11 protein-coding genes are annotated in these 14155 nt (G+C 66.4%); 8 read left to right on the top strand and 3 right to left on the bottom strand.

Translation table 11 applies throughout. From position 1 onward, the window contains the following. Positions 1-224 precede the first annotated feature (224 nt). Positions 225-980: an IclR family transcriptional regulator gene (locus QFZ36_RS09090; protein WP_306635721.1), complete on the top strand. Its 756-nt coding sequence runs from the start codon at positions 225-227 to the stop codon at positions 978-980. Between the two features lie 73 nt (positions 981-1053). On the opposite strand, the gene QFZ36_RS09085 is transcribed toward QFZ36_RS09090, so the two are convergent. Together QFZ36_RS09085 and pucL are read right to left on the bottom strand one after the other, a co-directional pair. Continuing rightward, on the bottom strand, positions 1054-2559 hold the full coding sequence (locus tag QFZ36_RS09085) for a nucleobase:cation symporter-2 family protein (protein WP_306635720.1): 1506 nt from the start codon (positions 2557-2559) through the stop codon (positions 1054-1056). Positions 2560-2696: 137 nt separating this feature from the next. Further along, entirely contained in the window at positions 2697-3605 is a 909-nt protein-coding gene (gene pucL / locus QFZ36_RS09080; RefSeq protein ID WP_306635718.1) for a factor-independent urate hydroxylase, read from the bottom strand. 350 nt (positions 3606-3955) lie between these two features. On the opposite strand from pucL, the gene QFZ36_RS09075 reads away from it, so the two are divergent. Then, on the top strand, positions 3956-4141 hold the full coding sequence (locus QFZ36_RS09075; protein WP_306635717.1) for a hypothetical protein: 186 nt from the start codon (positions 3956-3958) through the stop codon (positions 4139-4141). Here QFZ36_RS09075 and QFZ36_RS09070 read toward each other — a convergent pair whose 3' ends face one another. Then, the gene (locus QFZ36_RS09070) at positions 4142-5503 is read right to left on the bottom strand and encodes an 8-oxoguanine deaminase (protein ID WP_306635715.1); all 1362 of its coding nucleotides are present in this window, start codon (positions 5501-5503) and stop codon (positions 4142-4144) included. It abuts the gene before it with no gap. A gap of 409 nt (positions 5504-5912) precedes the next feature. Here QFZ36_RS09070 and QFZ36_RS09065 point away from each other — a divergent pair, with 409 nt between their 5' ends. From QFZ36_RS09065 to QFZ36_RS09040, 6 genes are all read left to right on the top strand, one after another. After that, a complete protein-coding gene (locus QFZ36_RS09065; RefSeq protein ID WP_306635713.1) occupies positions 5913-6407 on the top strand; it encodes a nucleoside deaminase in 495 nt (164 codons plus the stop codon). Positions 6408-6421: 14 nt separating this feature from the next. Continuing rightward, positions 6422-7942, top strand: a complete 1521-nt coding sequence (locus tag QFZ36_RS09060; RefSeq protein WP_306635711.1) for an NCS2 family permease — start codon at positions 6422-6424, stop codon at positions 7940-7942. A gap of 99 nt (positions 7943-8041) precedes the next feature. Then, on the top strand, positions 8042-9301 hold the full coding sequence (locus tag QFZ36_RS09055; protein WP_306635709.1) for an XdhC family protein: 1260 nt from the start codon (positions 8042-8044) through the stop codon (positions 9299-9301). Continuing rightward, positions 9292-10227: an FAD binding domain-containing protein gene (locus QFZ36_RS09050; protein ID WP_306635707.1), complete on the top strand. Its 936-nt coding sequence runs from the start codon at positions 9292-9294 to the stop codon at positions 10225-10227. The genes QFZ36_RS09055 and QFZ36_RS09050 overlap by 10 nt, the downstream gene beginning before the upstream one ends. Before the next feature lie 2 nt (positions 10228-10229). After that, a complete protein-coding gene (locus tag QFZ36_RS09045) occupies positions 10230-13061 on the top strand; it encodes a molybdopterin-dependent oxidoreductase (RefSeq protein ID WP_306635704.1) in 2832 nt (943 codons plus the stop codon). Positions 13062-13156: 95 nt separating this feature from the next. Continuing rightward, positions 13157-14137 carry an aldo/keto reductase gene (locus QFZ36_RS09040; protein WP_306635702.1) on the top strand — a complete coding sequence of 327 codons (981 nt, stop codon included), beginning with the start codon at positions 13157-13159 and terminating at the stop codon, positions 14135-14137. The last annotated feature ends 18 nt before the right edge of the window (positions 14138-14155 follow it).

Below are 14155 nucleotides of genomic sequence, written 5' to 3'. Positions count from 1 at the left end.
TCCTGTTGGGCCTCGTATCGGGCCGTGTCCGGTCTGTCTCCCGAAACCAATGTTTTCGTATTATGGATATTATTATCTACAAGATGGAAATGCAAGCCCTCCGAATAAGACTGAAAGGGATGCATCGCGGTGCGTGGTGGGGTGCGGTATGTTGGGTGTTCTAAACAACTCTTTTCACGATGCGGATAAGAGTTGTCGGATTCCGAGCCGTAGGAGACAACGGAATGGCAGAAAAAGCCTCGGGCGGCGTGCAGTCGGTAGAGCGCGTCTTCGAACTGCTGGAGCTCATTACGAACGCGGGGGGTGACGTTACGCTCAGCGAACTGTCGTCGTCCACAGACCTTCCGCTGCCCACCATCCACCGCCTGTTGAGGACGCTGGTGTCCCTTGGCTATGTCCGGCAGCTGCCAAACCGCCGCTATGCACTGGGCCCACGGCTCATCCGGCTGGGCGAAGGAGCCAACAAGCAGCTTGGTGCCGTGGCCCGCCCGCAGCTGAAAACACTGGTGGACCGGCTGGGGGAGACCTCGAACATGGCGGTGCTGGACTCGGACATGGTGATCTACGTGGCGCAGGTGCCCTCGCTGCACTCCATGCGCATGTTTACCGAGGTGGGCCGGCGCGCCCACACCCATGCCACCGGCGTCGGGAAGGCCATCCTGGCCCAGCTGGATGACGAGACGGTGCGCGGCATTGTGACCCGCGCCGGGATGCCGACGCCCACCGTCAAGAGCATCGGCGACGTCGAGGACCTCCTGGCCGACCTGAAGCTCATCCGCGAGCGGGGCTACTCCATTGACGAGGAGGAGCAGGAACTCGGTGTGCGCTGCTTCGCCATGGCGGTGCCCAACGCTCCCACCCCCACCGCAATCTCGGTGTCCGGTCCCGTCTCCCGGGTGGACGAGAACTTTGCGGACAGAGCGGTGCCGGTCCTCCGCGAAGCCGCCGAGGCCATCTCGCTGGAACTGAACCGCACCTGAATCCACTCCTTTCGCTGACCACGACGGCGGCCCCTCCTTTCCGGAGCGGGCCGCCGTCTTTGGTTCGGTGGTGCTAGTGTTCTGACGCCTTCTCGGTCGACTCGATCCGGACTTCCTTGCCCTCGCAGTCGATGAGCTTGCCGCCTTCATAGCGGTCGCCGTCGGCCAGGCATTTCAGGTCCTCTTCCCGCACAACCCGTTCGGTGCCGGCCACGAACACGGACTGGTTTTCGGAGTTGCCGGCTTTGAGGTGGTTGAAGAGCAGGTTCAGCAGGATGGCCATCACGGCGGCTGAGCTGATGCCGGAGTGGAAGATGGTGCCGAACCAGGACGGGAACTTGTCGTAGAAAGCCGGCGCGGCAATCGGGATCATGCCGAACCCGATGGACGCCGCCACGATGATCAGGTTCATGTTGTTCCGGTACTCCACCTTGGACAGCGTGCGGATGCCGCTGGCGGCCACCGTACCAAAGAGTACGACGCCGGCACCTCCGAGGACAGGCGTCGGCACCGCTGCGACCACCCGGCCAAGGACCGGCAGCAGGCCCAGGATCACGAGGATCAGGCCACCGGCGCTGACCACAAAGCGGCTCTTGACACCCGTGATGGCCACCAGGCCCACGTTTTGGGCGAAGGCGCTCTGAGTGAAGGAGTTGAACAGCGGCGAGATGGCGCTGGAGAGCATGTCAGCCCGGAGGCCGTCGCCGATCCTCTTGGAATCGACCTTGGTGCCCACGATCTCGCCCACCGCGATGATGTCCGCCGAAGTCTCCGTCAGGGTCACCAGGATGACGATGAGCATGGAGATGATGGCGGCGATTTCGAAGACTGGCGGGCCGAAGGCGAACGGGGTGGGGAAGGCGACGATTTCGCCCTGGCCCACTTTGGAGAAGTCGGCCATGCCGAAGGCGAAAGCGATCCCCGTGCCCAGGACCATCGCCAGCAGGATAGACAGCCGGGAGATAGCGGCGCTGCCCACCTTGCTCAGCAGCAGGACGATGGCCATGGTGGCCGCAGCCAGTCCAATATTGGCCATGCTGCCGTAGTTCTCAGCCTTGTTGTTGCCGCCCATGGCCCAGTTGGCCGCCACAGGCATGAGGGTCAGCCCGATGGTGGTGATGACCGTTCCGGTGACCACGGGCGGGAAGAACCGGATGATCTTGGAAAAGAGCGGTGTGATCAGCAGGCCGATCAGTGATGCCGCGATGACCGACCCGAACACCGCCTGGATCCCGCCGCCGCCGTGCACGATGGCCACCATGGTGGAAACGCCCGCGAAGGAGACACCCTGGACCAGCGGCAGCTGCGAGCCGAAGAAGCGGATGCCGACGGTCTGCAGGATGGTCGCGAGCCCGCCGACGAAGAGGCAGGCCGCGATCAGCAGGCCGATATCCTGCGAGGACATCCCGGCCGCGGCGCCAATGATCAGGGGCGGGGCGATGATGCCGCCGTACATGGTGAGGACGTGCTGGAAGCCGTAGGCGAAGGTGCTGGCAATGGGAAGGCGCTGGTCCTCCGGGCGGCTTGAGCGGGTGCCTTTTCCGGCGGCAGCAGCGGCCGGTTTCTTTCTGGTGTTCATGGCAGACTTTCTTGGTTCATGGCAGACGACATTGTCTGGCTAACGGGGTCTGGCTAACGGTGTTGAAAGACGTTGCTGGGGCGGGGCCGCTCCTCGAGAAGGAGCGGCCCCGGAAAACGGGAAGTGCGGCAGCGGGTTTAGCAGAAGCCGGCGATGCCGGACCAGGCGATGTCCGCGGGGTTAGCGTCCTCGCGCTGGACGGTGGCCTCGATCAGGCCGTAGGGGCGGTCCGCGGCGAAGAAGACCTCATTGGGGTTGTCGAGGCCGAACGGCGAGAGGTCCACCAGGAAGTGGTGCTTGTTGGGCATGGAGAACTTGATCTCGTCGATCTCGCTGTGGGCTTCCAGTACCTTGGTGCCCATGTCGAACAGGGTCTGCTGGAGGGCGTGGGAGTACTTCTCCGTGAAGCCTTCGAGCAGGAGTCCCTTGACGTCGTCGTAATTTTTGTTGAAGTCCAGGGCGCTGAAGTCGGTGCCCGTCTTGAAGCGCCAGCGGGCCGAGACATCGGTGGCCAGGATGCGGTCGGTGGTCTCGGGCAGGGTGGTGTACTTGTCCTTCGGGTAGCCCACGAAGCCGGACTGGGTGGATTTCAGGACGGTCAGGTCCTTGAGCCCGGAGATGAGGTGGGTGGTGGCGCCGTCGCGGACCAGGACCGCGGTGCGGACTTCCTGGCCGTTGCGCACGAAGGAGTGATCGTGCCCGGCGCCGTGGGCCTGGATCCGGTCCCAGCTGTAGGACTCAGCTTCCCAGCGGCCACCGGTGACCCAGTCGAAGCTGGAGGTGAAGTGCTCGCCGAGGCGAAGCAGGAACGCCTCGGGGGAGCCGACGCCGTCCCGGGCGAACGCGTAGATGGTGTTCTTCTGGGTGTCCGTAGCCACCACGTGGGCGTTGTCGCCTTCGAGGTGGGCGGCTGCGAAGTCACCGCGCAGCTGCGAGGTGACGTTCAGGTCTTCGATTTCGTGGCGGTCGCTGTCACGGGTGATCTTGACGACGCGGACCTCGGCCTTTCCGTACTGGTTTTCGCCGAGGATGAATTTGCTGCTCATGGTCTGTCCCAACTTCCGGTATGTGGAACCTAGGTTCCATCACTGAGATTAAGCGCGCGTTTCAAGCGCGTTTCCGGTGGAGCCGACCCAACAAAAAAGAGCCGGCATCCATTGATGCCAGCTCATTACGACCCTGCCTGCTGCTCCCAGGTTACGTGACATACACCACGAATTGACATCAGCGTACCTCCCGAAACCGGTGGTGTACATCACAAAGCGAAAATTCGGTTTGTGACCGGGAGGCATCCGAACCATTGACGAAGCCGTTGGCCACAGCCTAGACTATTCCACATAGCAAAAGTTTCTTTCCATTTTGCGGAACTATTCCAACTGCCTCGAAGGAGGATCAGATGTACCAGCAGGACAAAGCGCCGGTTTCACCGGTACCCGCGGCGGCGCCCGCAGTCCAGGAGTTCTACCTCCCCCTCGGCGGCGGAACGGATCCGGACTTCTACCTGCCCGCGGACCGTGAGCACGTTCCCGGCCGCTTCTCGCGCTGGGTCCAGGCGCTGCCGGGGTTCAGCAGGCGTTCGTAGCTAGCCGTTGACCAGCCGCCGCGCAGCCGCGGAGTGCTCCGCGATCAGCCCGGCGACATCGAGTCCGGGGATCTGGCCGTCCACCACCCGCCACTGCCCGCCAACCATTACCCGGTCGGCCCGGTCCGCGGCGCACAGCAGCAGTGCGGCCACCGGATCGTGGCTGCCCGAGAACCGCAGGTCATCCAGCCGGAAGAGGGCAAGGTCCGCCTGCATTCCCGGAGCCAGCTGGCCGAGCCCGGACCGGCCCAGCGCTGCAGCCGAGCCGCGGGTGGCCCAGCCAAGAGCCCGCTCCACCGGAACATCGGCGCCGTAGCGCAGCCGCTGGAGGTAGAGCGCCTGGCGCGCTTCCAGGATCATGTTCGAGGCATCGTTCGACGCCGAGCCGTCCACGCCCAGCCCCACGGGGACTCCCGCGTCCTCCAGTTCCAGCACCCGGGCAGTTCCAGAGGCCAGGCGCATGTTGGAGGTTGGGCAGTGCGCGACGGCGGTGCCCGCGGCTCCCAGCCTGGCAATCTCCGCGTCGCTGAAGTGGATGCCGTGGCCCAGCCAGGTGCGGTCCGTCAGCCAGCCCACACTGTCCAGGTAGTCCACGACCCGAAGCCCGAACATCTTCCGGCAAAAGTCCTCCTCGTCCAGGGTCTCCGCGAGGTGGGTGTGCAGCCGGACGTCCAGGCGTTCGGCGAGCGCGGCGCTTTCGGCCATGATTTCCTTGGTGACCGAAAATGGCGAGCACGGCGCCAGGGCAATCTGGATGACCGCGTCGTCGCTGCGCTCGTGGTACTGGTGCACCAGCCGTTCGCTGTCGGCCAGTACCACCTCTGCTGCCTGCACTGTCGACTGCGGCGGCAGGCCGCCGTCGTCCGTTCCCAGTGTCATGGACCCCCGCGTGAGGGTGGCCCGCATGCCCAGCCGGCGGACGGCCTCCACCTGGATGTCGACCGCATCCTCCAGGCCCGCCGGGAAGAGGTAGTGGTGGTCGGCAGCCGTGGTGCAGCCGGACAGCAGAAGTTCCGCCAGTGCAACCGTGGTGGCGAGCTCAAGGTCCCGCGGAGTGAGCCGGGCCCACACTGGATACAGGTTCTGCAGCCAGGGAAACAAGGGGGCGTTCGCCACGGGGCCCCAGGCGCGCGTGAGGGTCTGGTAGAAGTGGTGGTGCGAGTTGATCAGGCCCGGAAGCAGCACATGGTTTCGCGCGTCGAAGATCTCCTGGCACGGCTGCGAGGGCGCCTGCCCGGCTGCGAGGACCTCGGTGATGACACCGCCGCTGACCACCAGGCCGCCCGAGGCGTCGAGATGGTTGGCGGTGAAAGCCGCCTGCGGGTTTTTGATCCACAAACGGGAAGCGGGGGAGGGCGTCACGGTTGTCCTTCTCTGAGCGCTGGAGGATACATTCCAGCTCAGTGAGGCCCTGTCTGCTGATCCAGGTGGCCGCTCCGTGCCGGTTCAGGTGCCCGGCAGCATTGCGGCTGGCACCTAGGCTAGGTGGAGCGGCCAACGGGCGTCAATGCCTTCAGAATGTGACTGGAGACGTGAAAACCTCGAAACATGGATTTCACATTGTGAAATTAAAATTCCAGAAAACTATGGCGCAGCCCACATTCCGGTGCTAATCTCGATCTTGCCAAAGGCGGGCACCGGGTCACCGGGAAGCTATCTACCAGGCGCAACTTAACCTTCACAGCACATGCTGAAGCCTGGTAACCGTTCGCACCTGGTTCTACTGGTCCTGCACGCGGCATCAGGCTTCCCGGCAAAAGGAAGTCGCATCATGAGTACCACCGTCACGGCCGAACAGTTTCTGGCCAGATCCATCAGGTTGGCCACGGCCAACGTCCTGAACAGCGGGGGCCCCTTCGGCGCCATGATCGTTACGGCTGACGGCCGGGCGTTCGACGGCGTCAACCGCGTCACCGCAGACAACGATCCCACCGCACACGCAGAAGTCACCGCGATCCGCACCGCATGCCGCGAGCTCGGCACCTTCGACCTCAGCGGCGCCGTCCTCTACACCAGCTGCGAGCCATGCCCCATGTGCCTGGCCTCCGCGCTCTGGGCCCGGGTGGAAAAGGTGGTCTTCGCCGCGGACCGGCATGACGCCGCTTCCGTTGGCTTCGATGACGCCGTTTTCTACGAATACTTCGACAACCAGGACAGGGACGCCCTGATGCCGGTCTCGAAGCTGGTGCTGGACGATCCCGGGGCTCCCGCCCCGCTGGAACCGTTCAACACCTGGAACACACTCGAATCCAGGATCGACTACTAGGCCCGGCGGCTGACATGACCATCCTGGACAATTCCCACGAGGAGCATTCGGCTCCAAGTCCCCGCACCCGCAAGCCCGCAACGGGCACTCCCCAACCGCCGGCGCCGGACTCTGTCCTGGACCGGTTCTTCCAGGTCACCCAGCGCGGCTCCACCCTGGCCCGCGAATTCCGCGGCGGCCTGGTCACCTTCTTCACCATGGCGTACATCGTCATCCTCAACCCCCTGATCCTGGGCGGTTTCACCGCGGAGAACGCCCCCACCGACGTCGCCGGGGGCTGGCTCTCAGCGGCACAGATAGGCGCCGTCACCGGACTCACGGCCGGCGTCATGACCATCCTTTTCGGCCTCATTGCGAACCTGCCGTTCGGCCTGGCCGCCGGGCTGGGCATCAACTCCTTCCTCGCCGTTTCCGTCATCCACGAGGTCACCTGGGCGGAGGCGATGGGCCTGGTGGTCATCAACGGCATCCTGATCGTCCTCTTCGGGATCACCGGCGCCCGCACCGCCATCTTCCGCGCAGTGCCCAAGGAGCTGAAGGCCGCCATCACGGTGGGCATCGGCCTGTTCATCGCCTTCATCGGCTTCGTGGACTCCGGCTTCGTCCGGGCGACGGCGGGCGGCCCGCCTGTCCAGCTGGGCGACGGCGGCTCCATCACCTCCATCCCCACCCTGGTGTTCGTCGTCGGCCTGCTGGCCATGGGCATCCTGGTGGCCCGCAAGATCCAGGGCGGGCTGCTGATCGGGATCGTGGCCACCACGGTCCTGGCCGCCGTCGTCGAAGCAGTCCTGAAGATCGGCCCGGCCAGCGATACCAACCCCGGCGGCTGGCACCTGAACACCCCAGTTCTCTCGGGCCAGCTGGTGTCCGCACCGGACCTGGGCCTGGTGGGACACTTCGACCTGTTCGGCGCCTTCGGCCGGATCGGCGGGCTGGCTGCCACCATGCTGGTGTTCACGCTGGTGTTCACCAACTTCTTCGATGCCATGGGCACCATGACCGGCCTGGCCAAGAGCGCCGGCGTCGCCCACAAGGACGGCACGTTCCCCCGGCTGAAGTCCGCCTTCATCGTGGAAGGCTTCGGCGCAGTGGCAGGCGGGGCCACCTCGGGCTCGTCCAACACGGTGTACATCGACTCCGCCGCCGGTATTGGTGAAGGCGCCCGGACCGGCCTCGCGTCAGTGGTGACCGGCGTCCTGTTCCTGGGCTCGATGTTCCTCACGCCGCTCACCAGCGTGGTTCCGCTCGAAGTGGCGGCCGCAGCGCTGGTGGTGGTGGGCGCGATGATGATGGCGCAGATCCGCGAGATCAAGTTCAGCAAGTTCACCGTTGCGCTGCCGGCCTTCCTCACCATCGTCACCATGCCGCTGAGCTACTCGATCGCCAACGGCATCGGCGTGGGCTTCATCAGCTGGGCGGTCATCGGCGCCTCATCCGGGAAAGCCAGGAAGATCCACCCGCTGATGTGGGTGGTCAGCGCGGGCTTCCTGGTGTACTTCGCCCGCGGCCCCATCAACCTGCTGCTGGGCGCCTGACCGCGCCCGAAACATTGGGGGCCGGGCCAAGGCTTGGCCCGGCCCCCGATAGGAACGACAATATGGACACCACCGCAGCGCGGAAGAAGGAGTGCCGCCATGCTTGACCTGATCCCTTCACTGAACGGCTGGGCTCCGGCCCTTGCCCGCCAGCGGTTCGCTGTGGCCACCATCGTCCGGGCCAGCGGCTCGGTTCCCCGGCCGGTGGGCACCTCCATGCTCGTGGCCGACGGCGGCGTTGTCCTGGGCAGCCTGTCCGGCGGCTGTGTGGAAGGAGCCGTCGTGGCGGCAGCCCTGGAATCACTGGACGACGGCGTCACCCGCCTTGAGACGTTCGGCTTCAGCGCCGAAGATGCGTTCGCTGCCGGCCTCACCTGCGGGGGAGAACTGGACGTGCACATTGAACCGGCCAACATGAGCGACGGTTGTGCGCTGGGTAAGGCTCTGCGGCAGCTGGCGGCTTACCCGCCGGATAAACCGTTGGCGCTGGTCCGCAAACTGGACCTGCGGCGAGAGGGTGGCGGCAGCAGCGCCGTCGTTATTCCCGAACCTGGTTCCGCCAGTGTCTCCGGACATCCCGAACTGGCTGCACTGCTGGACATGTTGCCGGATACCTTGCCGGATATGGGCGGAGGCGCTAAAGCAGGAAGGGCGCGGGCCGCCCGGCTTGAGTCCTTCCTGCGCAGCGGGGCGACGGGCGTCCTGAATCTGGCCGGTGCCGGCCTGTGTGTCGGGGACGCAAGAGTGCTCGTGGAGTCCCGGCTCGCGGCGCCCCGCCTGCTGGTCTTCGGCGCCAACGACTTCAGCGCCGCATTGGTACCGGCCGCCAAACCGCTGGGCTACCACGTCACCCTGGTGGACGCGCGCCCGGCCTTTGCCGGCCAGGCACGGTTCCGGACAGCTGATGAAGTGGTGGCCGCCTGGCCGCACCAGTACCTCGCAGCAGAAGCCGCCGCAGGACGCGTGGACGGCAGGACCGTGATCTGCGTCCTCACCCACGACCCCAAGTTTGATCTTCCCCTGCTCGAAACCGCGCTGGGACTGGACACCGCTTTCATCGGAGCACTCGGGTCACGGCGCAGCCATGTCCAACGGGTGGACGCACTCCTGGACAGGGGAGTTCCCCCTGGGCGGATCGCCGGGCTCCACTCACCGCTCGGCCTGGACCTCGGAGCAGTAACCCCCGCGGAAGTGGCGGTCTCCGTCCTGGCCGAGCTCATCGCCGCCCGCAACAAGGCAGCATCGCGCCAGCCGTTGAGGGAGACCTCCGGCCCCATCCACCGGCAGGCCGCACCATCGGCGGACACACCCGCCCCGGCCCCCATCAACGTTAAGCACCAGGAGATCGTATGGACATGAACACCATCGAGGCGGTGGTCCCCACCACCGACCCCGCACAATGGCGCGACGGCGACGCCTGGCTGGCCGGCGGCACGGTGTTGTTCTCCTACGGCAGCTTCGCCTTTGGGCCCCAGCCGTTGAAGCGCCTCCTGGACCTGGGCTCGGCCGGCTGGACGCCGGTCAGCGTGACAGATGCCGGCATCGAGCTCGCCGCCACCTGCACCATCGCGGAGCTCTACAACCTCCCCGGGCAGCCGGGCGTCTTTCAGGAAACCTGGCCCGCATTGGACCTCATCCGTCCCTGCTGCGACTCCTTCGTGGCCTCCTTCAAGGTGTGGAACATGTCCACAGTGGGCGGCAACCTGTGTACGTCCCTGCCCGCGGGCCCCGTCATCTCGCTCTGCGCCGGACTGGACGGCACCGCCACCATCCTTGGCCCCGGTGGCGCCAGCCGCAGTGTGCCGGTGAGCGACTTCGTCACGGGCGACGCGACGAACTGCCTGGCACCCGGCGAGCTCCTGCGCAGCATCCACCTCCCGGCGTCGGCCCTTGCCTCCCGCGTGGCGTTCCGCCGGCTGTCGTTGAGCAACCTCGGCAGGTCCGGGGTTCTGCTGATCGGGAGGCTCGACGCCGGTACGTCCTTTGTCCTCACCGTCACCGCGGCCACCAGACGGCCGGTGCAGCTGCGCTTCGACACGCTGCCGGACACCGATGCCCTGGCCGCGGCACTCGACGAGGCGATCCCCGCCGGCCTTTACCATAACGATATCCATGGCCTGCCTGTGTGGCGCCGGGATATGACGTACCGCCTGGCCGACGAGATCCGGGCCGAGCTCACTGCCTCTGAAGGGGCGCCCGGGCTCCGGGTCTCCGGCGACTTCTGGCCGCCATCGGACCGGGGACACCATGCACAAGGACTCCGCGCACAGCAGGAAGGGGCCTGAGCATGGCCATCGAGATCAACGGCGTATCGGCTGAAACTGCCCCGCGGCCCGGCCAGTGCCTGCGCACCTTCCTCCGGGAACAGGGGAACCTGGGCGTCAAGAAGGGCTGCGACGGTGGCGACTGCGGAGCCTGCACCGTGCACGTGGACGGCACTCCGGTACACAGCTGTATCTATCCCGCCGTCCGGGCAGAGGGGCACGCTGTCACCACTATCGAGGGCCTGGCTTCAACGGCAGGCGACGGCGCGGACCTCCACCCCGTCCAGCAGCAGTTTATGGAGCGGCAGGGCTTCCAGTGCGGGTTCTGCACGGCGGGGATGCTGATGACGGCCGCAACGTTCGATGACGAACAGAAGGAGAACCTGCCCCGGAACCTGAAGGGAAACCTCTGCCGGTGCACTGGATACCGGGCCATTTCGGATGCCGTCTGCGGGGCTGCCGGCCACCCGGCTCCCAAGGGTCAGGCCTCCGGAATTGCGGGGGAGGGGCAGCCGGATCCGGAGCCGGGGCAGCTGGGCGACGACGTCCCCGCACCCGCCAGCCGGGCATTGGTCACCGGTACCGCCCGCTACACCCTGGATGTCCCGGCAGGCCAGCTGCAGGGCCTGCTCCACCTTAAGCTCCTGCGCTCGCCGCATGCGCATGCCCGGGTGCTGTCCATCAACACCGATGCAGCGATGAATCTCCCCGGCGTAGTGGCGGTCTTCACCCACCAGGACGCACCCGAACAGCTGTTCTCCACCGCCCAGCACGAACTGTTCACCGATGACCCGGACGATACCCGCGTGCTCGATGACGTGGTGCGGTTCCGGGGCCAGCGCGTCGCCGCGGTGGTGGCCGAAACAGTAGCCGCCGCCGAAGCAGGGGTGCGGGCACTGGAGGTTGAGTACGAGGAACTGCCCGCGGTCTTCTCACCGCAGGACGCGCTCCTTCCCGGCGCTCCGCTGGTCCACGGGGACAAGGATGGAACGGTGGCCCGCATCTCCCGCCCGGACCGCAATGTGGTGGCCGAGCTCCACTCCGAACTGGGGAGCGTTGCCGAGGGCTTCGCCGCCGCGGACTTCATCCACGAACACACCTACCGCACCCAGCGCGTCCAGCACGTGGCCCTGGAAACCCACGCCGCCATCGCGTCGGTGGACGGCGAAGGCCGCCTGCAGGTCCGGACCTCCAGCCAGGTGCCGTTCCTGGTCCGGCGGACCCTGTGCCGGGTGTTCGGGCTTCCGGAGAAGCAGGTCCACGTGGTGGCCGGCCGGGTGGGCGGCGGTTTCGGCGGGAAGCAGGAGGTCCTGACCGAGGACATCGTGGCGCTCGCAGCCCTCAAGCTGGGGCGGCCCGTCCAGCTCGAACTGACCAGGACCGAGCAGTTCACCGCCACCACCACCCGCCATCCGTTCACCATCAAGCTCAAGGCCGGCACCAGCAATGACGGCCGGCTCACGGCCCTGGAACTGGATGTCCTGACCAACACCGGCGCCTACGGCAACCACGGGCCGGGTGTGATGTTCCACGGCTGCGGCGAATCCCTGAGCGTGTACAACTGCACCAACAAGAAGGTGGACGCCCACGCGATGTACACCAACACGGTCCCCGCCGGAGCGTTCCGGGGCTACGGGCTGAGCCAGATGATCTTTGCCATCGAGTCGGCCATGGACGAGCTCGCGGCCGGCATCGGCATGGATCCCGCGGAATTCCGCCGCCGGAACATGGTGCGCGAAGGGGACCGGATGCTGTCCACCCAGCCGGAGCCGGAGGAGGACGTCCATTACGGCAGTTACGGGCTGGACCAGTGCCTGAGCCTCGTCCGCGACGCGCTGGCCCGAGGCCGGGAGCGCTACCGGGCTGCCGGCCTGGACGAACTGGGGCCGGAGTGGCTGACCGGCGAGGGGACCGCGCTGTCCATGATTGACACCGTGCCCCCGCGCGGCCACTTTGCCCATTCCCGGCTCCGGCTCCTGCCGGACGGAACGTACCAGGCCGACGTCGGGACCGCCGAGTTCGGTAACGGCACCACCACCGTCCACGCCCAGTTGGCGGCCACCGCGTTGTCCACGGAAGCGGCGCGGGTAGCGGTGCGGCAATCCGATACTGACCTGGTGGAGCACGATACCGGGGCCTTCGGCTCCGCGGGCACTGTGGTGGCCGGCAAGGCAACGCTGGCCGCCGCCGAGGAACTGGCCGTACGCATCCGCGCGTTCGCCGCGGGAATCCACCAGACCCAGGCCTCCGCCTGCGTCCTCGACGGGGACGCCATCATCATCGACGGAACGCCCGTGCCGCTCGCTGAACTAGCGCAGGCGGCTGCGGAAGCCGGCGTCGAACTCGCAGCGGAAGGCCGCTGGGGCGGGACGCCTCGGTCCGTGGCCTTCAACGTCCACGGTTTCAGGGTGGCGGTGAACCGCGGGACGGGCGAGCTGAAAATCCTGCAGAGCGTGCAGGCGGCGGACGCCGGCGTGGTGGTGAATCCGCGCCAGTGCCGCGGCCAGATCGAGGGCGGGATTGCCCAGGCCATCGGTGCCACGCTGTATGAGGAGGTGGTGATTGACGACGACGGCAGGGTCACCACGGACATCCTGCGGCAGTACCACATCCCCACCTTTGCGGACGTGCCGCGCAGCGAAGTGTACTTCGCGGATACCAACGACAAGCTGGGCCCGCTCGGTGCCAAGTCCATGAGCGAAAGCCCCTTCAATCCCGTGGCACCCGCCCTCGCGAACGCCATCCGCAACGCCACCGGAGTGCGATTCGGCACCCTGCCGATTGCCCGGGACAAGATCTACCTGGGACTTAAGGAAGCGGGGCTGGTGCCCAACCTGCAGCGCTCGGCTCTCTGAGGGCGGCGCGTGCCCCTTGCCCGGCGGCGGCATGACCGGCGCGGCGGGGGCCGTAAAATTCCGGCGGCTGCGCAACCGCCCCCTATAGTCAAGGGATGGAACAGCGGATTTTAGGCAAGACCGGACGGAACGTCTCCATTGTGGGGCTGGGAACCTGGCAGCTAGGCGCGGATTGGGGCAACGTGGACCCCGCCCAGGCGCAGGCAATCCTGGCTGCTTCCGTTGAAGCGGGAGTGAATTTCTTCGACACCGCCGACGTCTACGGTGACGGCAAGAGCGAGCAGGCCATCGGTCAGTTCCTCGCGGACAACCCCGGACTGGACATCACGGTGGCCACGAAGATGGGCCGCCGCGTGGACCAGAAGCCGGAGCACTACACGCTGGCCAACTTCCGCCAATGGGTGGACCGGTCCCGGAAAAACCTGGGCACCGACACCCTGGACCTGGTCCAGCTGCACTGCCCGCCCACCCCGGTGTACAGCAACGCGGAGGTCTATGACGCCCTGGACACCCTGGTGTCTGAGGGCGCCATCCGCAACTACGGCGTCAGCGTGGAGCGCACCGACGAGGCCCTGGAAGCGATCCGCCATGAGGGCACCGCCTCCGTCCAGATCATCCTGAACGCCTTCCGGCTCAAGCCCCTGGACGAGGTCCTACCCGCTGCGAAGGCAGCCAACGTGGGCATCATCGCGCGGGTGCCGCTCGCGTCCGGCCTGCTCTCCGGCAAGTACACGAAGGAGACCTCTTTCGCGGAGAACGACCACCGGAACTACAACCGCAACGGCGACTCCTTCGACGTCGGCGAGACGTTCTCCGGCGTGGACTACGAGCTGGGCCTGAAGGCCGTGGCCGAGTTTGAGCAGATCGTTCCGGAAGGTGCCAGCACTGCCCAGGCAGCTATCGCCTGGATCGCGGCGCAGGACGGCGTCACTACCGTAATCCCGGGGGCGCGCAACGTGGAACAGACTGCGGCAAATGCTGCCGCGGCTTCCGTGGCAGTCAATGAAGAGTTCGACGGCGGCGTCCGCTGGATCTACGACCACTACTTCCGTGAGGTTATCCACCCGCGCTGGTAGCGTTCGCCTGGGAGCACG

Source organism: Pseudarthrobacter siccitolerans (assembly GCF_030823375.1).
GTDB lineage: Bacteria > Actinomycetota > Actinomycetes > Actinomycetales > Micrococcaceae > Arthrobacter > Arthrobacter siccitolerans_A.
The sequence above is the reverse complement of the archived record's forward strand: the minus strand, read 5'-3'. Positions and strand labels throughout refer to the sequence as shown.